23 protein-coding genes are annotated in these 24,951 nt (G+C 33.8%); 12 read left to right on the forward strand and 11 right to left on the reverse strand.

The genetic code is table 11. The features are described 5' to 3' along the window. The first annotated feature begins 1 nt into the window (after position 1). Positions 2 to 2,296: a translocation and assembly module lipoprotein TamL gene (gene tamL / locus BD847_RS17700; RefSeq protein ID WP_115889594.1), complete on the forward strand. Its 2,295-nt coding sequence runs from the start codon at positions 2 to 4 to the stop codon at positions 2,294 to 2,296. A gap of 183 nt (positions 2,297 to 2,479) precedes the next feature. After that, entirely contained in the window at positions 2,480 to 3,109 is a 630-nt protein-coding gene (locus BD847_RS17705; protein WP_115889595.1) for a DUF4230 domain-containing protein, read from the forward strand. Positions 3,110 to 3,216: 107 nt separating this feature from the next. Here the strand turns inward: BD847_RS17705 and BD847_RS17710 are convergent, their stop codons facing one another. The 7 genes from BD847_RS17710 to BD847_RS20865 all read right to left on the reverse strand — a co-directional run bounded on the left by BD847_RS17710 (position 3,217) and on the right by BD847_RS20865 (position 10,961). Next, positions 3,217 to 4,992, reverse strand: coding sequence for an aromatic amino acid hydroxylase (locus BD847_RS17710; RefSeq protein WP_115889596.1), 1,776 nt, complete (start codon positions 4,990 to 4,992; stop codon positions 3,217 to 3,219). 138 nt (positions 4,993 to 5,130) lie between these two features. Next, positions 5,131 to 5,574 carry a hypothetical protein gene (locus BD847_RS17715; RefSeq protein ID WP_115889597.1) on the reverse strand — a complete coding sequence of 148 codons (444 nt, stop codon included), beginning with the start codon at positions 5,572 to 5,574 and terminating at the stop codon, positions 5,131 to 5,133. Between the two features lie 101 nt (positions 5,575 to 5,675). After that, on the reverse strand, positions 5,676 to 6,086 hold the full coding sequence (locus tag BD847_RS17720; RefSeq protein WP_115889598.1) for a group III truncated hemoglobin: 411 nt from the start codon (positions 6,084 to 6,086) through the stop codon (positions 5,676 to 5,678). Between the two features lie 80 nt (positions 6,087 to 6,166). Then, complete coding sequence (ilvA, locus tag BD847_RS17725) at positions 6,167 to 7,411, reverse strand: threonine ammonia-lyase IlvA (protein WP_115889599.1); 1,245 nt, start codon at positions 7,409 to 7,411, stop codon at positions 6,167 to 6,169. 276 nt (positions 7,412 to 7,687) lie between these two features. Beyond that, a complete protein-coding gene (locus BD847_RS17730) occupies positions 7,688 to 8,227 on the reverse strand; it encodes a DUF4136 domain-containing protein (protein ID WP_115889678.1) in 540 nt (179 codons plus the stop codon). Between the two features lie 45 nt (positions 8,228 to 8,272). Next, positions 8,273 to 10,249: a urocanate hydratase gene (locus BD847_RS17735; protein ID WP_115889600.1), complete on the reverse strand. Its 1,977-nt coding sequence runs from the start codon at positions 10,247 to 10,249 to the stop codon at positions 8,273 to 8,275. A 535-nt stretch (positions 10,250 to 10,784) separates the two neighbouring features. Then, entirely contained in the window at positions 10,785 to 10,961 is a 177-nt protein-coding gene (locus BD847_RS20865; protein ID WP_165830187.1) for a DUF5522 domain-containing protein, read from the reverse strand. Positions 10,962 to 11,077: 116 nt separating this feature from the next. Here BD847_RS20865 and BD847_RS17740 point away from each other — a divergent pair, with 116 nt between their 5' ends. The 5 genes from BD847_RS17740 to BD847_RS17760 all read left to right on the forward strand — a co-directional run bounded on the left by BD847_RS17740 (position 11,078) and on the right by BD847_RS17760 (position 17,254). Next, positions 11,078 to 11,413: a hypothetical protein gene (locus BD847_RS17740; RefSeq protein WP_115889601.1), complete on the forward strand. Its 336-nt coding sequence runs from the start codon at positions 11,078 to 11,080 to the stop codon at positions 11,411 to 11,413. Continuing rightward, complete coding sequence (locus BD847_RS17745) at positions 11,410 to 12,318, forward strand: 1-aminocyclopropane-1-carboxylate deaminase/D-cysteine desulfhydrase (protein WP_115889602.1); 909 nt, start codon at positions 11,410 to 11,412, stop codon at positions 12,316 to 12,318. Before BD847_RS17740 ends, BD847_RS17745 begins: the two co-directional genes overlap by 4 nt. Further along, a complete protein-coding gene (locus BD847_RS17750) occupies positions 12,311 to 13,210 on the forward strand; it encodes a glucosaminidase domain-containing protein (protein WP_115889603.1) in 900 nt (299 codons plus the stop codon). Before BD847_RS17745 ends, BD847_RS17750 begins: the two co-directional genes overlap by 8 nt. Positions 13,211 to 13,336: 126 nt before the next feature. Then, the gene (hemL, locus tag BD847_RS17755; protein ID WP_115889604.1) at positions 13,337 to 14,623 is read left to right on the forward strand and encodes a glutamate-1-semialdehyde 2,1-aminomutase; all 1,287 of its coding nucleotides are present in this window, start codon (positions 13,337 to 13,339) and stop codon (positions 14,621 to 14,623) included. Between the two features lie 156 nt (positions 14,624 to 14,779). Continuing rightward, positions 14,780 to 17,254 (forward strand): zinc-dependent metalloprotease, encoded by a 2,475-nt coding sequence (locus BD847_RS17760; RefSeq protein ID WP_115889605.1) that lies wholly within the window; start codon positions 14,780 to 14,782, stop codon positions 17,252 to 17,254. Positions 17,255 to 17,307: 53 nt separating this feature from the next. Here the strand turns inward: BD847_RS17760 and BD847_RS17765 are convergent, their stop codons facing one another. Continuing rightward, on the reverse strand, positions 17,308 to 17,748 hold the full coding sequence (locus tag BD847_RS17765) for a hypothetical protein (RefSeq protein ID WP_115889606.1): 441 nt from the start codon (positions 17,746 to 17,748) through the stop codon (positions 17,308 to 17,310). Positions 17,749 to 17,935: 187 nt separating this feature from the next. Here BD847_RS17765 and BD847_RS17770 point away from each other — a divergent pair, with 187 nt between their 5' ends. Together BD847_RS17770 and BD847_RS17775 are read left to right on the forward strand one after the other, a co-directional pair. Next, positions 17,936 to 18,961 (forward strand): 2-hydroxyacid dehydrogenase, encoded by a 1,026-nt coding sequence (locus tag BD847_RS17770; protein WP_115889607.1) that lies wholly within the window; start codon positions 17,936 to 17,938, stop codon positions 18,959 to 18,961. Positions 18,962 to 18,987: 26 nt separating this feature from the next. Beyond that, entirely contained in the window at positions 18,988 to 19,584 is a 597-nt protein-coding gene (locus BD847_RS17775; protein WP_115889608.1) for a hypothetical protein, read from the forward strand. Between the two features lie 57 nt (positions 19,585 to 19,641). Here the strand turns inward: BD847_RS17775 and BD847_RS20870 are convergent, their stop codons facing one another. From BD847_RS20870 to lysS, 3 genes are all read right to left on the reverse strand, one after another. Continuing rightward, the gene (locus BD847_RS20870) at positions 19,642 to 19,782 is read right to left on the reverse strand and encodes a hypothetical protein (protein WP_167443882.1); all 141 of its coding nucleotides are present in this window, start codon (positions 19,780 to 19,782) and stop codon (positions 19,642 to 19,644) included. Between the two features lie 2 nt (positions 19,783 to 19,784). Further along, positions 19,785 to 20,186 carry a hypothetical protein gene (locus tag BD847_RS17780; protein ID WP_115889609.1) on the reverse strand — a complete coding sequence of 134 codons (402 nt, stop codon included), beginning with the start codon at positions 20,184 to 20,186 and terminating at the stop codon, positions 19,785 to 19,787. A 231-nt stretch (positions 20,187 to 20,417) separates the two neighbouring features. Next, on the reverse strand, positions 20,418 to 22,118 hold the full coding sequence (lysS, locus tag BD847_RS17785) for a lysine--tRNA ligase (RefSeq protein WP_115889610.1): 1,701 nt from the start codon (positions 22,116 to 22,118) through the stop codon (positions 20,418 to 20,420). Between the two features lie 339 nt (positions 22,119 to 22,457). On the opposite strand from lysS, the gene BD847_RS17790 reads away from it, so the two are divergent. From BD847_RS17790 to lipB, 3 genes are all read left to right on the forward strand, one after another. After that, positions 22,458 to 23,171 carry a hypothetical protein gene (locus BD847_RS17790; RefSeq protein ID WP_115889611.1) on the forward strand — a complete coding sequence of 238 codons (714 nt, stop codon included), beginning with the start codon at positions 22,458 to 22,460 and terminating at the stop codon, positions 23,169 to 23,171. A gap of 121 nt (positions 23,172 to 23,292) precedes the next feature. Then, the gene (locus BD847_RS17795; RefSeq protein WP_115889612.1) at positions 23,293 to 24,045 is read left to right on the forward strand and encodes a hypothetical protein; all 753 of its coding nucleotides are present in this window, start codon (positions 23,293 to 23,295) and stop codon (positions 24,043 to 24,045) included. Positions 24,046 to 24,050: 5 nt separating this feature from the next. Further along, positions 24,051 to 24,749 (forward strand): lipoyl(octanoyl) transferase LipB, encoded by a 699-nt coding sequence (lipB, locus tag BD847_RS17800; RefSeq protein WP_115889613.1) that lies wholly within the window; start codon positions 24,051 to 24,053, stop codon positions 24,747 to 24,749. Positions 24,750 to 24,951 lie beyond the last annotated feature (202 nt).

Here is a 24,951-nt window from a genome sequence, read left to right on the forward strand (position 1 = left end):
GATGAAAAACAGATATATAAAATATTTTATTACGCTGTCCTTATTTTTTGTTTTTGGATGCAGTAATACTAAATATTTGCCCGAAGGCGATTTGCTTTATACTGGCGCTTCAGTAAAAGTGAAAGATTCAATTATTAAAAAGAAAGACCGAAAAGTATTAGAAAATCAGCTTGAAGACTTGCTTCGCCCAAAACCGAATAAACAATTTTTGGGTCTTCGCCCGAAATTATGGATTTATAATATTGCCGGACAACCCAAAAAAGACAAGGGATTTCGATATTGGCTTCGAACAAAAGTAGGTGAAGAACCTGTACTTTTTAGTAAAGTAGATTTAGATTATAATGCATCGGTTTTAAGAAATTTTACAGAAAATAAGGGCTATTTCAAAACCCGTGTAAGTGCCGATTCGACGGTTCGAAACAAAAGAGTTACAGCTGAATATATTGTGATTCCAAAAAAACAATACATCATTAAAAGCGTCACTTTTCCTGATGATTCATTGGCAATGTCAAGAATTATAGGAAGATCAAGCCGAAGAAGTTTATTGAAAGTTGGAAATCCGTATGATTTAGATGTTATAAAAGCCGAAAGAGAAAGAATCGACGCAAGACTGAAAGAGAAAGGGTATTATTATTTTAACCCCGATTATATTTTAGCTAAAATTGACAGTAGTAAAGGCGATCATGAAGTAAAAATTAGATTAGTCATAAAAGATGAGGCTCCTCCAAAAGCACTGACAGCTTATAAAATTGATAAAATCGTTGTTTATCCAAATTTCTCGATTTCAAAAGACAGTGTAAAATACAAACCTGAAGACGTTGTTCAATACAAGGATTTTACAATTATTGATACGGCCGATACTTTTAAACCGAGAGTTTTTGACCGAACAATTTATTTCAAAAAAGGAGATTTATACAATAGGAAAGATCATAATTTGACTTTAAACCGATTTGTGAATTTAGGCACTTTCAGTTTTGTGAAAAATGAATTCAGAACCTCAGACAGCATAAAAAATGCACTGGATTCATATTATTATCTAACGCTTTTACCAAAGAAATTTATTCGTGTTGAGGTTTTAGGAAAAACAAATTCGGCGAGTTATACTGGTACAGAACTTAATGTAAACTGGAACAACCGAAATTTATTTAAAGGAGCAGAATTGCTGACGGTTTCAGTTTTTGGCGGTGCCGATTTTCAGCTTGGAGGAGTAAATAAAGGCAAAAATATATATAAAATAGGAACAGAAACGAGTTTGACCTGGCCAAGATTTATAACGCCATTTCATATTGATGGATCAAGCGAATATGTTCCAAGGACAAAAGCAACGCTTCGTTATGAATATCAAAACAGAACACAGTTGTACGCTTTGAATTCGTTTAAAACTTCTTTTGGTTACTTGTGGAAAGAAAATGCTCGAAAAGAACATCAATTGAATGTCATGGATATCACGTATGTGAGTCCAAATCATGTAACGCAAGAATATCTTGACGATATTAAGGACGATCCGTCATTAGGAAAAGTAATAGAGAAACAATTGATTTTTGGGCCAACCTATACCTACACGTACACAAATACGATGCAGAAGCGTAAGAAGAATACGTTTTATTTTAGCGGAGAATTGGATTTAGCCGGAAATATTACAGGTTTGGTTACCGGCGCAAATGTCAAAAAGAACGATACGATTAAAATTTTTGATGTTCCGTTTAGCCAATATGCAAAAATTCGCGGCGATTTCAGGCACTATTTAAAATTAGGGAAAGAAAGTGAATTAGCCAGTCGAATTATTGTTGGAGCTGGTATTCCTTATGGAAATTCGAGTGTTTTACCTACGTCAAAGCAGTTTGTCGTTGGTGGAACAAATAGTATAAGGGCTTTTAGAGCTAGATCAATTGGGCCAGGAAGTTACATAAACACAGCCACAACAAATGATTATCTGCCAGATCAATCGGGAGATTTGAAATTGGAATTTAGTACCGAATATCGAGCGAAACTTTTTAGTATTGTAAAAGGAGCAGCCTTTATTGATGCAGGAAATATTTGGCTTATGAATGCTGACCCAAATAAACCAGGAGCAGAAATTTCTAAAGATTTTATGAAAGAAATCGCAGTAGGCGCTGGTGTAGGTTTACGATTTGATGTGTCTTTCTTTATTTTAAGAACCGATTTGGCATTTCCGCTAAGGAAACCGTATTTGCCTGATGGTGAAAGATGGGTAATTAAAGACATCGATTTTGGAAGCGGACCTTGGAGAAAAGAAAATCTGATTTTGAATATTGCTATTGGATATCCGTTTTAAAGGTTTTTTTGCCACTAATTTCACGAATTAGCACAAATTTCTCTTCTGTATTTTTCAATTTTACGAATTAAAAATTCGAAAAAATTAAAATGTAAACGTTCCAAAAAATTAGTGTAATTAGTGAAATTAGTGGCAAAAAAAACTAAAAAAAAGCAGTAAATTGGTCTAAAATATTTTAGAGGAATGCAAAACTTAGTCAAAAGAATTATAGGGATCAGTGTTATTGTTTTAGTCATTATTCTGGCTTTCAAATTCTGCCAATTCAAAAAAGATGATGATAAAGATATTGAGTATAATACCAATTTAATTCAGCAACAGATTCTTAATGTTGGAAAATTGGTTGTCACCGAAGGGCATTTCTCAGAAGTTATTACCTATAAAAATCAGCAGAAATACTTAATGGACATGATTTCTTTTGAGAAGAAAGCACTTGTTGTTGTAAATGCGAATGTGACCGTTGCTTACGATTTGCATAAAATGAAATATGATATCGACGAAAAAAACAAAACCATCACAATTTTAAATATCCCAAAAGAAGAAATCACTATCAATCCGGATATTAAGTTTTATGATATTGAACAAAGTCAGATGAATCAATTTACAGGAGATGATTATAATAAAATAAACAAATCAGTAAAAGCGAATCTGGCTAAGAAAATCGAAACATCTTCATTAAAAACAAACGCCGAAAATCGCTTAATCAGTGAGTTATCAAAGATTTTGATTTTGACCAATTCAATGGGCTGGAAGTTGCAATACAACGGAAAAACAATTGAATCTGAGACTGAGTTAAATCAGGATTTGAAATTGTGATTTGCCACAAAGTCGCAAAGTTTTTTTGCCAAGGATTAAAAGATTAGAATGATTTTTTGAATCGCCTCCAGCTAAAGCGCGAGGCAATTCAAAAAAAACTTTGTGTCTTAGTGCCTTTGTGGCAAATTTGGCAAAGAACTATCAAAAATCAAATCCAATCCGCCAGAAATTAAATGTGCTACTTCAGGGCGTTTTTCTTTCAGTTGATCCAAATAAACCAATACTTCCTGAAGAAGTTGTTTTTCATCAGAATCCTTTAAAAGCTCTGCAATTTCAACAGTTAAAAGCCAATCGTTGGAATGATTGTTTTTAACTTTGTCAAAAATGGATTTTAATTCGGTTTTAGCATCTTTATTATTTCTGATGTTTCGAACTGTTGCGTATAAAACTTCCAATTCATCACGCTCATTAGTATGTTTCGCTTTAATAGTTTTCGTTGTCGGAACAATATTGATCAAGTCAAAACTATTTACATCGGCTGGACCTGAAAAAGCAGAAACCACTTTTTTACCAATTGCCATATCATAATTTCCCCATTCTGGTTGAAACAAAATAGTTTCGCCGTGTGTTACCGTACAATTTCTAAAACTAATTAAAATGATTTCTCCGTGAAGATTTCTAGAACCTGTGATGATTTCACCTTCAACAATAATATTGCCTTCAAATTCCAGTTTTACGGTTTCGTTTTCAACAATACTGTAAGCTTGTAAATCCTTCGGACTCATATCTTCAATTGCTAAATTGAAGCCTTTCAGTTTTCCAATCGGACTTCCAAATCCGTGAGGATGCGTTAAAGTTCCGTGACCAACTAATTCCTTTTCGCGATAAGCTAAAGCTGTTTTTCCAGTTGTCTGGATATAAACCGGTTTTCCTTCTTCTTCAATTACATTGGTGAAAACTCCCGAAATCTGCAAACCTGTACTTAATTCAATTGTTCCTAAAGCATTTGACTGAATTAGCTTCTGAATTCCAGAAAGTCCTCCGGTGCGTAAAGCCATTTTGTTGGCAAATTCTTCTAGAATCAAACTCAAATAAGAGAAATTTGGTGTTACATACAATTGAGGTTGTAACTGCGTAATATCAAAATTCTGATTCGCCGCAGAAATATCATAAGGGATTTTCTTTACATTATCCGTCATACAGTGAGCGCTTTCGCCAATAGAAGATAGCAATCCTGCACCATATATTTTTGGATTGTCGACAGTTCCAATTAATCCGTATTCCACTGTCCACCAATGTAAATTACGAATTTGAGCCATTTCAGACAATTCGCCCATATTGTTTTGTAAATCGGCAACAGCTTTTTCGGCTTCGTCAATTTTTTCTTGTGGAGTATCTTCGGCTTCTTTCAAAATTGAAAGCAGACGAATCGCTTCATACATTTGATAATCTTTATGAGACGAAATCGCTTTGCATCCAATTTCACCAAAACGTCTTAAATATTCTGCATATTCAGGATTAGCAATAATAGGAGCGTGGCCGGCACCTTCGTGAATAATATCTGGAGCTGGCGTGTATTCGATATGTTCTAATTGTCGGATATCTGATGCAATAACCAAAACATTATAAGCCTGAAATTCCATAAAGGCATTTGGCGGAATAAATCCGTCAACAGCAACTGCAGCCCAGCCAATTTCAGTCAGAATTCGGTTCATTCCATACATACTCGGAATAGAATCAATTTCGATTCCTGTTTTCTTCAACCCATCTAAATAGGAGTGATGTGCCACTTTAGAAAGATAATCTACATTTTTACGCATTACATATCGCCAAACCGCTTGATTGATAGGAGTGTAATCGCTATAATCTTGAGGTTTAATAAATTGCTTTAAATGTTTAGGCAATCTCTCTAAAAGCGGATTGGTTTCAATATTTGGATTCATTTCGAAAACGTTCTAGGTTAAAATGTAAAATTACGAATTTAAGCTACCTTTTTTGTGATAATAATCACAAAAGTTTTGTTCGGAATGATATTTTTTGCGTTTTTCTAGGTTTTGAAAGTATAAAAAGGAATATGGTTTTTAGCAGTCATTATTTTCATAATTCACTTTTTCCATTGTCTTTTCAAAGTTTTCAAGTTCTTTTTTTGTCATTGAAGCTTCTTTCAAATCGACTTTTAATTGTTTTTTTGTATCAGGGCTGATCCATAATCCTGAAAATGTATTTCCAGTTTTTTTCAAAATAAGTACGCCACTAAAATCATGTTCTACCATGATAAATTCATTTTCAGCTTTTCTATTTTGAGTAATATTTAGCTGAATCCAGTTTTTGGATTTGTTGTAGCGATACATTGAGGTAAACATTAAGTCTGCAGTACAAGGATTTTCTTCAGTTTTCATGTAAACAGTTATTGGTGTTTTTCCGTCGACAGTTCCTTTGTATAGATTTGAAGTTGGAGCCGTTTGAGCTTTAATCGTATTTAAAAAAGAGAAACAAAGTATAAAAAGCAGCATTATTTTTTTCATACGAAAAACATTTAGTAGGTTTTGATTTGGGTTAAAAGGAGATTTTTCTGAATCAAATTTATTTAAAAAAGAAAAAACAGATAGTGTTTTGAAGTTTACTTTTATGGTTTTTTAATCGAATTTCTCAATTCATTTTCGGCATTTCTGAAATATTCAATTTTATGATTGAACATAAAAGCCATATTAGTGGCGCGCATTTTAGCTTCTTCCGTAAGCGGGCCTTCAAATTGTTTGTCAATCGTGGTGTTGAAGATTTCAATCCAGCGATCAAAATGAGTTTTATCGACCGGTAATTGTTTGTGCGGAGGAAACGGAGTTCCGGAATAAGCACGCACATCAAATAAAATAGTCTGCCAGAAACCATACATTTTTTGTAAATGCTCTGGCCATCTATCCTGAAGTTTTTCATTAAAAATAGGGCCAAGAAGATCATCTTTACGAACATTGTCGTAAAAATTGTTGACCATTTGTTTAATGTCTTCTAACGTTGAAATATCTTTAAGTGTTGCCATGTTTTTTCTTTCTGAAATGAATTGCAAAAATACAATTTCGGTAGCTGTTTATTCCATGATATTTATCATTCGGACATTTATTAGCCGATTAACTGCGTAAACAAATCCTGATTATCATTCAGATATTGAAATTCAAAACCATTTTTTGTCATATTCAGTTTGATGTTCATAATGTCTTTTTTGTTTTTTAATTCTAAACCAACAACAACCGAACCTACTTCGCGATTGTTTTTCTTGTGAAACTGAAAATAGATAATATCATCGTCAGGTCCTAAAATGTTGTTTACGAATTCTTTCAATGCTCCCGGACGCTGCGGAAACTGAATCATAAAATAATGCATTAAACCTTCATAAAGTAGAGAACGCTCTTTTATTTCGGCAGTTCTTTCAATGTCATTATTGCTTCCGCTAACGATGCAAACAACGGTTTTACCTTTTATTTTGTCTTTATAAAAGTCCAAAGCAGCAATTGTCAAAGCGCCGGCAGGTTCGACGACCATTGCTTCTTCATTGTATAAACGCAAGATTGTAGTGCATACTTTTCCTTCGGGAACCAAGATAATGTCTTCTAAATTATAGCGACAAATTTCAAATGTTTTATCGCCAACTTGTTTCACAGCGGCACCGTCAACAAATTTGTCAATAGTTTTTAATGCCGTATTTTTATTTTCTTCTATCGAAGTTTTCATCGAAGGAGCACCTTTTGGCTCAACGCCAATTATTTTAGTATGCGGACTCAAATGTTTAAAAACTTCTGACAAACCAGAAGCCAGTCCTCCACCTCCAATCGGTACAAAAACATAATCGATTGGTTCTTTATAACTTTCCAGGATTTCCAACCCAACAGTTCCTTGTCCGGCAATTACTTTTTCATCATCAAAAGGATGAATAAAAGTTTTGTGATTTTGAATAGCATCTGCAGTTGCCGAAGCGTACGCATCATCAAAAGTATCTCCAGTTAAAACAATTTCAACAAACGATTTTCCAAATAATTGAACTTGTTTTACTTTTTGTTTTGGAGTTGTTTTTGGCATGTAGATTTTACCGTGTATTTTCAATAAATTACATGAATAAGCCACGCCCTGAGCGTGATTTCCGGCGCTGGCACATACAATTCCGTTTGCTTTTTCTTTTTCATTTAATGACGAAATCTTATTGTAAGCACCTCTAATTTTATACGAACGAACAATTTGCAAATCTTCTCTTTTTAATAAAATAGTCGATTTGAATTCGTCTGAAAGATTTAAATTTTGTGTCAGTGGTGTTGCAGCAACTACTTCAGCGAGTTGCTTTTTTGCATTAAGTACTTCGTTAAATAAACTCATGATGGTTGTTTTTTTGCCACGAATTACACTAATTCTCACTAATTTTCACTTAGAAGTTGCACTAAAATAATTCGTGCTGATTTGTGAAATTCGTGGCTTCTTTTAATTATTTTCTAAAAAAAAAACCTCCCATTTTGGGAGGTTCTGTATAAATTATATTTTACATATTTATATAACACCTCGCCACTATTGCTGAATTGCAATAATGCTAATAAAAGCGATAATAATGTTATTAAAGTTTGTCATTTTAACTATTTGAATAGCAAAAGTAAATAATTATTTTTTTACTGGAGGGTATTGAGCTAAAATTTTGCCTACAAATTCTGTAATTTTTTGGTCTTTCTTATCAATATTGCGGGTCAAAGTTCCTTGTCCTTCACCTTGCCAGATCATTTCTTTCTTTTTTGCATCGATTAAATCAATGTACAAAGTTCCTTGAGTTGAAGTCGTAACAGTAGTTTGTCCGCCGTACATCATGTAAGGATTCCAACCCCAGCCCCAACCGTAACCCCAGCCGGCACTAAACTGATTTACATCTACTTGTTCTCTTGATTTAGTGAAAATATTGACCAATAAATCAGGATTGTCGCTTTTTGTAAAGCCTTTGGCCTGCATTTGCTCATCAATCGCTCTAAGAATACGTCTTTTATCCAAATCAGAAATTTCTACCTTATCGATTCCGGGCTTAAAGTAAGCGTAAGTTTTATAAGGCGCAAAATCTACATTTTTATCATAGTCAGAGTATACACTTACCGTGTCGCACGCTGCAACAAGTAATAAAAGCAGAAAAACCGGTACTAATTTGAATGTTTTCATATGTTTAAGATTTAAAATTCTCATTAAAAAAAGAGAACTTTTAAACTAAAATAGTTTTTCGTCTACTAGATTAGGTAAAGTCACTTTTAGTAAAGGCTCCACTTGCATCGCTCTTTTTATTGCAAAAATTGCTTCATCATTTCGGGCCCAGCTTCTTCTTGAAATTCCGTTGTTAACATCCCAAAAAAGCATTGATGCTAAACGTTTTGAAGCCTCTTTAGAGCCATCAAGAACCATACCAAATCCACCGTTTATAACCTCACCCCAGCCAACGCCGCCACCGTTATGAATTGATACCCAGGTTGCTCCTCTAAAGCTGTCGCCAATCACATTATGAATTGCCATATCAGCAGTAAAACGAGAACCGTCGTAGATGTTTGAAGTTTCTCTGTAAGGAGAATCAGTTCCTGAAACGTCGTGGTGATCACGTCCTAAAACAACTGCGCCAATTTCGCCTTTTGCGATCGCTTGATTAAAAGCTTCTGCAATTTTAATTCTTCCTTCAGCATCTGCGTATAAAATTCGGGCTTGAGAACCTACAACCAGTTTGTTTTCCTGAGCGCCTTTTATCCATTTAATGTTGTCCTGCATTTGTTGCTGAATTTCATTCGGAGCTGTTTTTGCCATTTCTTCTAAAATTTGCGAAGCAATTGCATCCGTTTTTTGAAGATCTTCCGGTTTCCCTGAAACACAAACCCAACGGAAAGGACCAAATCCATAATCAAAACACATTGGTCCCATAATGTCCTGAACATAGCTTGGATATTTAAAATCGATATTATTTTCGGCCATAACATCTGCACCTGCACGAGAAGCTTCTAATAAAAAGGCATTTCCGTAATCGAAAAAGTAAGTTCCTTTTGCGGTATGTTTGTTGATTGCCAAAGCTTGTCTGCGTAATGATTCCTGAACTTTTTCTTTAAATAAATCAGGATTATTTGCCATCATTTCATTCGCTTCCTCAAAAGAAATTCCGACAGGATAATAACCACCAGCCCAAGGATTGTGAAGTGAAGTCTGATCTGAACCTAAATCAATTTTGATGTTTTCTTTATCAAAACATTCCCAAACGTCAACCACATTTCCTAAATAAGCGATAGAAACCGTTTCTTTTTTGGCTTTCGCCGAAGCAACTCTCTGAACCAATTCTTCAGTTGAAGTTACAATTTCATTAATCCATCCTTGTTCGTGACGAATTTTTGTAATTTTCGGATTCACTTCGGCGCAGACCGTAATGCAGCCCGCGATATTTCCTGCTTTTGGCTGTGCGCCTGACATTCCTCCAAGTCCGGAAGTAACGAATAAACTTCCTTCAGGATTTTGTTTTATTTTTCTGAAACCATTCAAAACCGTGATTGTAGTTCCATGTACAATTCCTTGTGGACCAATATACATATAACTTCCCGCTGTCATTTGCCCGTATTGCGAAACGCCTAAAGCATTCATTTTTTCCCAATCGTCCGGTTTGGAATAATTAGGGATTACCATTCCGTTTGTCACTACAACTCTCGGAGCTTCAGAATGCGAAGGAAATAATCCCATTGGATGTCCTGAATACATTGTTAAAGTTTGTTCGTCTGTCATTTCAGACAAATATTGCATGGTCAATAAATATTGTGCCCAGTTTTGAAAAACCGCTCCGTTTCCACCATAGGTGATCAATTCGTGCGGATGCTGCGCTACAGCATAATCCAGATTGTTCTGAATCATGTGCATAATTGCTTTTGCCTGCAATGATTTCCCTGGATATTCGTCAATTGGACGCGCGTACATTCTGTAATCCGGACGAAGACGGTACATGTAAATACGACCGTAAGTTTCTAATTCTTCCGAAAATTCCTGAATTAATTCAGCATGATGTTGAGGTTCGAAATAACGCAATGCATTTTTTAGAGCCAGTTTTTTTTCTTCTGCCGAAAGAATTTCTTTTCTTTTTGGAGCGTGATTAATTGCTGGATCGTATTCTTTTTTTTGAGGTAATATTGAAGGAATTCCTTGCTGTATTTGTTCTTTGAAAGTCATTTTCTTTTAAGGTGCTGAGTTGCTAAGGTTCTAAGACGCTAAGGTACTTTTGTTAGATTAACAACAGATTAATTTTTTGTTTTTTAGATTATGTCGCCCTGCTGGGGCTAAATTCTGACCGATAAATTTTATTTCTATAAATATTGCAATCCTAACGGATTTACTTTTTCAGCCTTGGAAAGGCGTAATATTTGTAGAAAAGAATACGGCCAGTTGATAAAACCTCCATTGGAGCGAAATACCTGTCAATGTAAATTTGATCTGAATAATTCTCATTTTCAAATCGGCTCATCGGTACATTTTCTAATTAAAAAAAAACTAAGGATAACGGATATCCGACCTATGATAGGATTTGTGGATCTTAATCCTGAATTTTCTTGAATGGATATCCATATAATATTTTAGATTATTAGACTTCTTAGATTGTTAGATTTTTTGAAAAATGGAACAATCACTTTTTGTTTGATTCAAGGATTGCTAGTTTTTTAGACAATAAAAAGATCTAAGGATCTAAGAAGTCTAATAATCTAACAATCTATTTTCTTATTTCTCCTGTTCGTTTATCAAATCCGTATGGGCAATGACGACAGCCGCTTTTGCAGCAATAACCTCTTTTTAAATGATGTTTTTCAGTAAAGCATTTATAACCTTCGGGCGTATAATAAAAATCTTCGCCTTCGATTAATTTATTTTCATTACTTTGCTCTTTCATAAATCTGCTTCGCGTTCGTTTTCGATAACTTTAAAAATCAAAAATAAAAATATTTGATTATGATTTTAATGAAATCGAATAATTTTATAGCTACAAATTTATAAATTTTACAGCCAATGTTTCTGATTGTTGCCAAATATTTAATTCCGAAAGGATATCGAGGAATGGCTGTATTTCCGTTTGTTGTAATGAAATATGATTTTGATAAAACAAACAGCACTTTTGTTAATCATGAAAAAATACATTTAAGACAACAATTAGAGCTTTTAATACTTCCGTTTTTTGTGTGGTATTTTTTAGAATATCTCATTCGTTTTATTCAATACAAAAACGGCGCTTTGGCCTATCGGAATATAAGTTTTGAAAGAGAAGCTTACGCGAAAGAAACCGACTTAAATTATTTGAAAAACCGATCATTTTTTCAGTTTTTACATTACATTAAATTAAAATGAACCCAGTTTTCAATCAACATATAAATATTAATTTTCCGAATGCTATCTCTCTGGCAATAAAACGGGAAGATTTAATTCATCCTTTTGTTTCGGGAAATAAATTCAGAAAATTAAAATACAATTTGCTTCAGGCTAAAGCCGAAAAAAAAGAAACTTTGCTGACTTTTGGAGGAGCATTTTCTAACCATATTGCAGCGGTTGCTTTTGCCGGAAAAGAACAAGGTATTAAAACCATTGGGATTATTCGCGGCGATGAGCTTTTCGATAAAATTGAAGAAAATCCGACTTTAAAATTCGCTCAGGAAAACGGAATGAAGTTTGAATTTGTTTCGAGAGAAGATTATCGGCTAAAAAGCGAAACTTCATTTTTAGAAAACTTAAAAGACAAGTTTGGCGATTTTTATTTAGTGCCAGAAGGAGGCACAAATGAACTCGCTGTAAAAGGCTGCGAAGAGATTTTGACTGATGAAGATTCGGTTTTTGATTACGTTTGCTGCGCTGTAGGAACGGGCGGAACAATTTCAGGTTTAATAAATTGTGCGTTGCCAAATCAGAAAATTTTAGGATTTCCGGCACTAAAAGGTGACTTTTTAAAGGATGAAATTCGTATTTTTGCAAAAAAAGATAACTGGAATTTAATTTCTGACTATCATTTTGGAGGTTATGGCAAGGTAAATTTAGAATTAATTGAATTTATTAATGCTTTTTTTGAAGAAAATAAAGTGCCTTTAGATCCAATTTATACAGGAAAAATGGTTTTTGGCGTTATAGATTTAATTAGCAAAAATTATTTTCCTGCACATTCAAAAATTTTACTCATTCACACCGGCGGATTACAAGGAATTGAAGGAATGAATATAAAATTGAAGCAGAAAAAATTACCAATACTCAAGACTAATGATTAAAAAATTTGTATTACTTGTCGTAATATTAGCCTTAGCAAGCTGCTCATCTAGTAAGCCTGCCATAGCAACGACTAAAAAAGCGGCAGCAATTCAAACAAGGACGGCTTCAACAAAAAGAAGTGCACCGGCTAAACCAATTGGAAAAAATTATCCTTCTACAAATAATACAACCGAAGTTATTCAATCGACTTCAAAAACAGTTGTAACCAGCGATTTAATTAATAATTATGTTTTGCAATTTAAAGATATTGCGATAGGAAACATGCAGAAATATGGTATTCCGGCAAGTATTATTTTAGCGCAAGGCATTTTAGAATCGGGTGCCGGAAGAGGCGATTTGGCGGTTGAAGCGAATAATCATTTCGGAATCAAATGTCATAAAGATTGGTTGGGAGAAAGTGTTCGTCATGATGATGATTCGGCGCAGGAATGTTTTAGAAAATATCCTGAAGCTGCAGAATCTTATCGGGATCATGCTTTGTTTTTGGTTGGAAAAAAAAGATATGAGACGTTATTTACTTACGAAAAAGACGATTACAAAGCCTGGGCAAAAGGCTTGAGAGCGGCAGGTTACGCAACAGATCCTAATTATCCGGATAAATTAATAAGTTATATTGAACGTTATAATCTGCATCAATATGATTGTCAGGTTACAGGAAAAAATTATGTTGCGATCAATAAAACAGTTCCGGCAAAAAAATCAGCGTATGATGTGAATTCCGATCCAAAGATAATTATGAACTCAAACGATCCGAATTTATATGAAGTTCAAAAAGGAGATACGCTGTATTCGATTTCAAAAAAATTCAATGTATTGGTTGATGATTTAAAGAGAAAAAATAATCTAACGGATAATGCGATTTCAATTGGACAGCGATTGAAGGTTAAGTAAAAGTTTTCAGTCTCAGTGACAGTTTTCAGTCTCGCTTTGATGTTGATTTAAAAATTCAAAATAAGTTTTCAGTTTAAATCTATCCCGATAGCTATCGGGACTGAACTCTAAAATCTAAAATAAAAAATGTTATACAAAAGAAGTAGTCAGCTTTTTGCTGAAGCAGAAAAAGTAATTCCGGGGGGAGTAAATTCACCAGTTAGAGCATTTAAAGCCGTTGGCGGAACTCCAATTTTTGTAAAAAGCGCTAAAGGTGCTTATTTATACGATGAAGACGGAAATAAATTAATCGACTATATCAACTCTTGGGGACCAATGGTTTTAGGTCATGCATATCAGCCCGTTGTTGATGCTGTGATCGAAAAAGCAAAATTGGGAACTTCGTTTGGAATGCCAACAGAACTGGAAACAGAAATTGCAGCTTTGGCTGTTTCAATGGTTCCTAATATTGATAAAATACGTTTTGTAAATTCTGGGACAGAAGCTTGTATGAGTGCAATTCGTCTGGCTCGTGGTTTTACAAAAAGAGATAAAATTGTAAAATTTGCAGGTTGTTACCACGGACATTCTGATTCATTTTTGATTCAGGCAGGAAGTGGTGCCGTAACTTTTGGATCTCCAAATAGTCCAGGAGTTACTGAAGGAACTGCAAAAGATACTTTATTAGCAAAATACAATGATTTAGAAAACGTAAAAACACTTGTAGAAGCTAATAAAGGAGAAATTGCTGCGATTATCATCGAAGCAGTTGCAGGAAATATGGGTTGTATTCCGCCTGCAAAAGGTTTTCTTGAAGGTTTAAGAGAATTGTGTACAGCAAACGGAATCTTATTGATTTTTGATGAGGTAATGACAGGTTTCCGTTTGGCACGCGGAGGAGTTCAGGAATTATATGGAATTGATGCTGATATCGTGACTTTCGGAAAAGTAATTGGTGGTGGACTTCCAGTTGGGGCTTTTGCCGCACGCGAAGAAATCATGAATTATTTAGCGCCTCTTGGACCAGTTTATCAGGCAGGAACATTATCTGGAAATCCGTTAGCAATGGCGGCAGGTTTGGCAATGCTAAAAGCGCTTGATTCAGATAGAGAAATATTTACTCGTTTAGAAGAAAAAACAACTTATTTAGAAGCAGGAATTGATAGGGTTTTGAAAGCAAATAATGTTGTTTTCACCATCAATAGAGTAGGTTCTATGATTTCTGTTCACTTTGATGCAAATCCGGTTACCGATTTTCAAACCGCAGCAAAAGGTGATAATGAAACGTTTAAAAAATTCTTCCACGGATTGCTTCAGGAAGGTGTTTATATCGCACCATCTGCTTATGAAACGTGGTTTATTACAGATGCATTAACGTATGAAGATTTAGATTTTACAATTAATGCGATTGATAAAGTTTCGAAAACATTCTAAGTTATAAATTCAAATATAAAAGTCCGGTTCTTAAAAAAACCGGATTTTTTTGTGCCCATTTTGTAGTTAATAAAAAGTTAATAAGCGCTCATTGTGTTGTGTTATTGTAATCAAAAATTATTTTTGTTTGTCAAATAACCATTAAACCTACAATAAATGAAGAAATTTTTCATTTTATTTACGATAGTTGCCTTTGCGCTATTTCCTACCAATCACTTTGCACAGTCGAAAAAGAAAAAAGGAGAAACTCCAGCTCCAACTTCTTCGTCAGAAAAAAAATCAGAACCAACTATTAAAGAATACAGCAAAGTAATTACAAAAGAAGCTGTATCTGATGAAGGACTTTTTACAGTTCATAAAGTAGACAAAAAATATTACTTCGAAATCCCAAATAAATATTTAAATAAAGACATGCTTTTGGTGAGCAGGTTAGCAAAATTGCCTTCTAATTTAGGCGGTGGTTATGTAAATGCTGGATCCGAAACTAATGAACAATTGGTGGTTTGGCAGCGTTTTCAGGATAAGATTCTGATCAAATCAAAATCATATAATTCGGTTGCAAATGACACTTTGCCGATTAGTATTTCAGTTAAATCAAACAATTACGAACCTACATTATTTGCTTTTGATATTGTGGCATTCAGTAAAGATTCGGCCAATACGGTAATCGATGTAACCAAATTTTACAGTACAGATGTTAAGGCAATAAGCGGAATTTCAGCAGAAATGCGTGAGACTTATAAAGTAAAAGGTTTAGATGATTCTAGAAGTTTTATCAATACAATCAAAAGTTTTCCGATGAATATTGAAGTCATTCAGGATATGACTTACAATGCATCAAAGCCGTCAATGTTGGAAGATACGGAATCGATTAGCATTCAGATGAATCAGTCGATGATTCTATTGCCTGAAATTCCAATGCAACCAAGATTAGCAGATCCGCGTGTGGGTTGGTTTACTGTAAGTCAGTACGATTATGGAAGTAACGAATTAAAATCGGATCTTAAAACCTATATTCGTCGTTGGAGATTAGAACCAAAAGATCCTGAAGCGTATGCAAGAGGAGAACTGGTTGAACCAATAAAACCAATTGTGTATTATTTAGATCCTGCAACTCCGGAAAAGTTGAGGAAATATATTAAACTCGGAATTGAAGAATGGCAGAAACCTTTTGAAACTGCCGGATTTAAGAACGCCATTATTGCAAAAGATGCGCCAACAAAAGAAGAAGATCCAGATTTTAGTCCGGAAGATATTCGCTATTCTGTAATTCGTTATGTGGCAAGCACGACCAGAAATGCAGTTGGACCAAGCGTTTCAGATCCAAGAACAGGAGAAATTATCGAAAGTGATGTAATCTGGTACCACAATCATTTGCGTTCGTATAGAAATCGATATTTATTAGAAACCGGAGCAGCAAATCCTTCCGCGAGAACTTTACAGACCAGCGATGAAGAAATGGGAGAAATGATGCGAATGGTAATTGCACATGAAGTGGGACATGCGTTAGGTTTTCCGCACAATATGGGAGCGAGCTGCTCTTATGATGTTGAAAGTTACAGAAATGGGTCTTTTACTCAGGAAAACGGGATTTCTGCCAGTATTATGGATTATGCCCGATTTAATTACATCGCACAACCAGGTGATCAAAATATTCGCTTTGTTCGCAAAATGGGACCATACGATCATTATGCGTTAAACTGGGGATATAGAGTAATTCCGAATGCAAAATCAGCTGAAGCTGAAAAAACAACTTTGGATAAATGGATTCTGGATAAAGCCGGAAATCCAATTTATAAATTTGGAAAACAGAGCAGTACCTTTGATCCTTCTTCACAGACAGAAGACATTGGAAATGATGCCATGAAAGCCAGTACGTACGGACTTAAAAATTTGGAATTTGTAGCAAAAAATTTAAGCGACTGGACGAGTAAGGTAACAAATGATTATAGCGACTTAGCTGAATTATACAAAGAGTTGTTAGATGTTTGGGGAAGATATGTCGGACATGTTGTAACTAATGTTGGTGGGGTTTATGAAAACACAAAAAATCCTAATCAGCAAGGAAATGTTTATGAAGTAGTTCCAAAAGCAAAACAAGTTGAAGCAATGAACTGGCTTCAAACCAATGCTTTTGTTTCTCCAACCTGGATTGTTAATACGAATACATTGAAAAATACTGATTATGCAGGTTATACCGAAATGTTTCGAAATATTCAGGTAAGACATTTGAATAATTTGCTGAGTTTAGGACGCATCGGAAGATTGATGGATAATGAAATTCTTGGATCAGATACCTATAAAGCGCTGGATTTCTTTAAAGATTTGCGAAAAGGAATCTGGAAAGAAACTGCAACAGTATCAAACGTAACGATTTACAGAAGAAACTTGCAAAGAGCTTATATTGATCGAATGGGTTATTTAATGACCGAAGAAATTAAACCTACAGATAAATCGGCAACGTATTATAATGTTGCACAGTCTGACTTGAGAGCTTTGGTTCGCGGTGAATTAAATACATTGAAAAAATCACTTGCAATAGCAAAAATAACAGCAGTAAATACAGAAACAAAATACCATTATGAAGATTGTATCAAACGAATTGATTTGATTTTAAATCCTATTAAATAAGAGTAATGAAAAGAAAAAGAGGCCTGTAAAGCCTCTTTTTTTATGAAAACAAATTAGTTGCTTTCTTTGCGGTATTCTCTCATTTTTTCTTTTGCTTTGTCTTTGTTCTCTTCCTGTATTTTTTTCCATTTAGTGTACTGGTCAGCATTCAGGATCGATTTCATTTTAGCATCGTTTGCATCTTTTTCGGCTAACATTTCTTTTTTAAAGGCTTCTCTTTCTGCAGCTGTTGGTTTTGTACCGCTTTCTTTTTTGGCATTGCGGGCTTCTCTCAATTTTTCTGCTTTAGCATTTCTGTCGGCCAAAAGTTGTTTTACTTGCGTTTGTTGATTGGCATCCAGATTTAATTCGGATGTTAGTTTTTTTAGTTGTTTTTCGCTACGTTGTTCCGGAGTCAATCTTTCTCGTTGATCACGTGGCGTTTTTTGATCTGTTTCTTGTGCAAAAGATGCTATTCCAACAAATAACAAAGCTGCGATAAATAATTTTTTCATGATTAAGTTTTTTAATTGTTATATCGATTAGACTTTATCAAATTCATTAGGTTTAATTTAATTCGCAGAATTATATTTTATTTAACAAATTGATTCATAATTCATTAAAACGTTTCTGATAAGACTAATAGTATAAAATTAAATGCGTATTTTTAAACTATTAATCGTTTAAGCACTTAGAAAATTTATGAGCACCAATATCACATTAAATACAAGCAAAATAGCTTTTTTCTCGACACAACCTTACGACAAAGCTTTTTTTAATAAATACAACAGCGACTTTGGTTTCGAATTGGATTATTTTGAAACGCAGCTAAACTTACAAACTTCAATTTTAATCGAAAATGCCTCAATAGTATGTGTGTTTGTGAATGATATTGTAAATGAAGCAGTGATTAAACAGTTGGCTGAAAAGAATGTAAAAATAATTGCTTTGCGTTGTGCCGGCTTTAACAATGTCGATTTAGAAGCGGCTAAAAAATATAATATTAGAGTTTGTCGTGTTCCGGCTTATTCTCCGCAAGCAGTTGCCGAACATGCAATGGCAATGATTTTGACTTTAAACAGAAAAACACATAAAGCATATAACAGAGTTAGAGAACAAAATTTCTCATTAAATGGTTTATTAGGTTTTGATTTATTCGGAAAAACAATCGGAATTATTGGAACCGGAAATATTGGAAAAGCCTTTGCTAAAATTGCCTTAGGTTTTGGATGTAAAGTTTTGGCTTATGATATTGTCGAAAACGCTGAAATGATAAAAGACGGTGTCTCTTTTGTTGGTTTAGAAGAGATATTTAAATCGAGTGATATTATTTCGCTTCATTGTCCGTTAAATCAGCAAACCAAGCATATAATCAACAATGATTCGATTGCTTTGATGAAAGAACATATTATGATAATCAATACAAGTCGTGGCGGTTTAATTGAAACTTCAAGTGTTATTGAAGGCTTAAAAGAAGGTAAAATTGGTTACTTAGGAATTGATGTTTACGAACAGGAAGAAAAGTTGTTTTTCAGAGATTTATCTGCCGATATTATTCAGGACGACGCGATTCAGCGTTTAATGAGTTTTCCGAATGTTTTGGTAACCGCGCATCAGGCTTTTTTCACCAACGAAGCTTTAACGCAGATTGCATTGGTGACTTTTAATAATATCAAATCATTATTGGAGCAAAATGATATTGAAAATAAAGCTGCATTATTAGTTTAGAAAATATTAATCTAAAAAATCAAATTATGAAAGGTAAAATTTTAATACTGATTGGAATTTTGGCAATATCGTCATGTCAAAATAAAACGGAGAAAAAAAATATTATCAAAACGATTGTTCAGGATACATTATCTAAAACAATGGGAGGAACAGCAGATTTAAGTAAAGTTTCTGAAAAAGATGATAAAGCAGTAGAATTAATCCGAAAACAATTGCTGGTTTTATTGGAGAAGGATTTACCCGCGTTGACAAAAGAAGATCGCTATTTTTATTATGAAGCTTTTGATTTGAACAATGATCAAAAAGACGAATATTTGGTAGGATTTTCTAATTCCTATTTCTGCGGAAGCGGAGGCTGTTCGGGTTATATTTTAAATAACGATGGAAGCGTAATCAATCGTTTTTCCGTAACCGATTATCCAATTTATGTAACAACTTCATCTACTGAAAAATTCTATGATCTTATATTTGAAAGTGGAGGTAAATTTCACTTATTGAAAATGAAAAACGGAAAATATCCTTCTAATCCTTCTGTTCAGGAAGTTTTAAAAGGTGATGTCCCAAAAGAAAGTACAAAGGTTTTGGATGTTAATGGGAAGACATTGGAGAAGTATTCTTTTTAATCAAGTTGTTTATAAAATAAAACCCGACAGGTTTTTAAAAACCTGTCGGGTTTGAAATTAAATTTCAGAAAGCCATTCTAGGTCTTCTTTATCTAAATCTTCCTGAGAAATAACTCTTCCGTATTTTATATCTTCTTCGCTTTTCTTGATGATATCTATTTCGTATTCACTTACTGAATAAATTTCTGAATTTTTCATCTTTATTTTTTATTTCGTTCTGCTCTTTTCTCGGAAATATAAATATCAGTTTCGTAAATTATCTTGGAAACAGTTTTATTAGAATATTTTACCAAATTATTTAATGTATCAAAAAATACATCTACTTCCATTTCTACCCAATCTCTATTATCAATATTTGCGCAGTTAAAATGAATTTTGCAAAGTTTTTTAATGTCTTCTTCTACAATTGAAATGTCAAGATAGACCTTTAAAATATTTGTAACAGTTTTGTATCTATAAGTTTTGTATTCAAACAAGATATTTTTATTGTTTACAGAATATTCAAAGAAACCTAGATTGTTTTCATAAAGTCCTTCAAACTTAATTTTTAATAAGTTAAATATTTTCTGTTTTCTTTCTTCTGCATTATTTATATCAAACATTTGTAGAAGATAAAAAATATAACAAACAAAAAATGCTACGGAAGCAATTAGAAAAAGGGTGTTTTGAAACATTTTAAACAGAGAATTATATTTTGTAAAACTAATAAAGGAATTCTTTTTAAGAATTCCTTTATTAGTTTTTTTGCTAAACAGATTTTAAGGCCTGTCAGATTTGAATATTTTAGAATCAAATTGGAATTTGGAATTTCCAAAATTGGAATTTCTAAAAAACTACCCCACCAATTCCACAAATTTGAATTCACCTTCAACAGCAACCTTAGTCAAACCGTGTTTAGATAGGTTTTTCATAGACGCGTCCCATTTTTTACCGCTTAAGTTAGCAGTAATTTTTAATTGCTGAAGATCCATTTTATTATCATTTCCTTTCAATAAATCGATAATAAATTTCTCTTCATCAGTTAATTCGATTAATTGTTTTTTCTCCGGACGCATTTGCGGGAACAATAAAACTTCCTGAATAGAAGCATTATTTGTTAGATACATAATCAAACGATCCATTCCAATTCCCATTCCAGAAGTAGGAGGCATACCGTATTCAAGCGCTCTTAAGAAATCTTCGTCGATAATTCCGTTTGCTTCATCATCACCTTTTGCAGCCAAACGCATTTGATCTTCAAAACGCTCTCTTTGGTCAATTGGATCATTTAATTCAGAATATGCATTTGCGATTTCTTTACCACAAACCATTAATTCAAAACGCTCTGTTAAGTCTGGATTGTCGCGGTGCTCTTTACAAAGCGGAGACATTTCTTTAGGATAATCAGTAATAAAAGTTGGCTGAATATAATTTCCTTCGCATTTCGCTCCAAAAATCTCATCAATCAATTTTCCTTTACCCATTGTTTTATCAACCTCGATTCCCATTCCTCTTGCAGCTTCAAACAATTCTTCTTCCGTTTTTCCAGAAATGTCAAAACCAGTAAAATGTTTGATAGAATCTGTCATTGTAACACGAGCGTAAGGCGCTTTAAAGTTGATTTTGTGCTCGCCAAAAGTAACTTCGCTAGTTCCGTTAACAGCAATTGCACAATGCTCAAGCAAGCCTTCAGCAAATTCCATCATCCAGTTGTAGTCTTTATAAGCTACATATATTTCCATTGCAGTAAATTCAGGATTATGCGTTCTGTCCATACCTTCGTTACGGAAGTTTCTTGAGAACTCATAAACACCTTCAAATCCGCCAACAATTAATCTTTTTAAGTATAATTCATTCGCAATACGCATGTAAAGCGGAATATCAAGCGAGTTATGGTGCGTAATAAATGGTCGTGCCGAAGCACCACCAGGAATTGACTGTAAAACCGGAGTATCAACTTCAAGATATCCAGCGTCGTTAAAATAACCACGCATTGCAGTAAACAATTTAGTACGTTTGATGAAAGTTTCTTTAACTTGTGGATTTACAGTTAAATCTACATAACGCATTCTGTAACGCAATTCAGCATCATTAAACGCATCGTGTACATTTCCTTCTTCATCCACTTTTGGCAACGGAAGCGGGCGTAATGTTTTACTCAAGAAAGTAAAACCGCTCACACGAATACATTTTGCACCAACTTGTGTAGTAAACAATTCACCTTCAATACCAATAAAATCTCCTAAATCAGTTAGTTTTTTGAATACTTGATTATATAAAGTTTTATCGTCACCTTCACACAAAACATCACGATTTACGTATAATTGAATACGTCCTTCGCTGTCTTGTAATTCAGCAAAACAAGCTTTACCCTGATCACGAACACTCATCAAACGACCCGCAACGATAACCTTCTTGCCTTCTTCGAAAGTTTCCTTTATCTGCTTCGAAGTATGATTTACAGGAAAAAGATTAGCCGGATAAGGATTGATTCCTAAGTTGCGTAAGTTTTGAAGTTTTTCTCTTCTGATGATTTCTTGTTCTGATAATGCCATTTTGTGCTCTTTTTTTAAGTGTGCAAAGATAAAGAAAAGAATGCAGATTTTAGAATGCAGATTTTAGATTTTTTGTAGCACCAATTTATTGGGTTTCAAGGAAGTTTTGTCCCGCTATCCGCTTGTATCTTTTCCTCCCTAAAGAAGGGAGAAAAAGGATACCACTTCTATCGGGGCTAGATTAGAGTTTTTTGTTTTCAGAAGAAGTTTGAGTTGGGGCGCATCTAAGTTTTAAAGTAATCTTTCTTCATTAGAAACAGATGGATAAAATATTTTCCTGTAAGAAATTATTTCAAGAACTTAGTATCTTAGCAACTCAGAACCTCAGAACTTTAAAAAATGTCAAAACTATCAGCCTTTCTTTTTTTAATTCTCCTTGTAAGTTGTCAAACAACAGAAACCATTACCATAAACCCAGATGGAAGCGGAAATATTGAAGTGTACAGCCTTCGGGATGAAAATAGTTTAAGCCAGTTAGGAAGACAAAATTTTGATGAAAAATTTAGAGATACAACTTTTACTTTTCAGGATTACATTAAACAGTATCAGGAAACTTTTGTAAAGTTTAGTAAAGCAGATCAGGCTTTATTTACAAGCCATGCAAATGTGAAAATGCAAATTAAACTCGATCCTGTTCAAATGGAAAATTTTAATAAAACCTCTCTTGATTTTAAAAAAATTGAGGAAATACCTAATGTTTATGAAAGCCTAATGTTGGCAAATTCATTGAAAGAAAATTATCCAATTTGGAGAAAAAGCTATCAGGTAAAATACACTTTTGACGGTATTGTTTTTAAACGATATTTTGTAATAACAGACCAGGAAAAATTTGCCAAGGATGTAAAAGAAATGGAAGAAACAGAAAAAATATATTCTAAATATAAAATGGTGCAATCCTACACGTTGAAATATAATTTTCCAAAAAAGATAAAATCAGTTTCCAATTCAAAAGCAATAATAAGTTCTGATAGAAAATCTTTAACCTTAGAGTTTCAACTTTCAGATTGCTTACACAATCCTGAAGGAACAAATCTGGAAATAATTCTGGAATAAAAGCATTTACTGTCATTTGAGAGAAACTTAGTATCTCGGTCCCGATAGTTATCGGGATAGGATCTCAGCATCTTAAAAAATAAAAATAGACTTCGTATCTTTGATGAAAAATTGTACTCTTATGAAATTATATAAACTACTTAGTTTCTCTTTTTTAATTGCAACTTTAACGAGCTGTACTTTTACCGAAAATATTACTATCAATGAAAACGGAACAGGGAAATTCTCTGTAGACATGGATGGTTCAGCATTAATGGAAATGGCGGGCGACCAAATAGGAAGCCAAATGGGAGCTGACGCAAAAAAAGACATTGATTCTACTTTTACTTTCAAACAACTATTTGAAGAGAAAAAGGACAGTATTGCTAAAATGAGTCCAGAAGCTCAAAAAGAATTGAAAAAACTAGAGAATTTTGTGGTCACCACTAAAATGAGCGCAGAGAAAAAACAATTTTTGATGACAATGGCAACCGATTTTAAAAATGTAAACGAGCTTCAGGATATTCTGCAAACAGCAAGTGCACTTCAAAAATTAGAAGGCAGTGCCAATGTTGGGCCAATGGGAAGTGGTTTTGGAAACAACAATAGCAAATTAAGTTATACTTATGACGGAAAGAAATTTACAAGAAAAGCAGTAATTGATAAAGAAAAACTAGCTGAGGTCAAAAAAGATTCTGCTGCAGATATGTCTAAAATGATGTTTGCTTCATCAAATTATGTTATAAAATATCATTTTCCTAAAAAAATAAAAAAGGTATCAAATCCGAATGCTTTATTCAGTGACGATCGAAAATCAATTACAATTCAGTACACTTTTACGGATTATATGGAGAATCCGGACAAACTTAACTTCGATGTTGAGTTTGAAAAATAATTAAAATGAATAAAAAAATTCAACTTCAGGATCTGGGAAACAGAGATTACAAATCGACTTGGGAATATCAGGAAGAACTTTTTAAGGATATTGTAGATCTAAAAATCAAAAACAGAAGAGAAGAACTAGATTTGCCAACTCCAAATTATTTATTATTTGTTGAGCATCCGCATGTATATACGCTGGGGAAAAGCGGAGATCTGGAAAACTTATTATTGAACGAAAAACAGCTCGAAGCAAAAGGAGCTACTTTTTATAAAATCAATCGTGGTGGTGATATTACTTATCATGGCCCGGGACAAATTGTAGGTTATCCTATTCTGGATTTAGAAAATTTCTTTACGGATATTCATAAATACCTGCGTTTTTTAGAAGAATCTATCATCCTGACTTTAGCAGAATACGGATTAGAATCGGGCAGAAGTGAAGGCGAAACTGGTGTTTGGCTTGGTGTCGGAACTCCGTTTGCGCGCAAAATATGTGCGATGGGTGTTCGTGCTTCCCGTTGGGTTACGATGCATGGTTTTGCGTTAAATGTCAATGTAGATTTAGGGTATTTTGATAATATTATTCCGTGTGGAATTCGCGGTAAAGGCGTTACTTCTTTAAACGTTGAACTTGGCGTTGAAAAAGTAGATGAAGAAGAAGTAAAAGCAAAAATACTTAAACATTTGACTCAGCTGTTTGAAGCTGAATTTGTTTAAATAATCGTTTAATATATAAACCGTTTCAAAGAAATTTGAAGCGGTTTTTTTAATTTCTTTACATAAAATTTCAATCATTTAAAAGCAAGACATTCTCTTGTGAATCTCTAAATGATCTTTGAATGTTTAAATAAAAAGCAGTTTTTTTTCTAAAAAGTGATTCAAAAAAAAGAAAAGCATTTTGTAAAAGTTAAGATTTTGA

This window comes from Flavobacterium cutihirudinis, assembly GCF_003385895.1.
Lineage (GTDB): Bacteria > Bacteroidota > Bacteroidia > Flavobacteriales > Flavobacteriaceae > Flavobacterium > Flavobacterium cutihirudinis.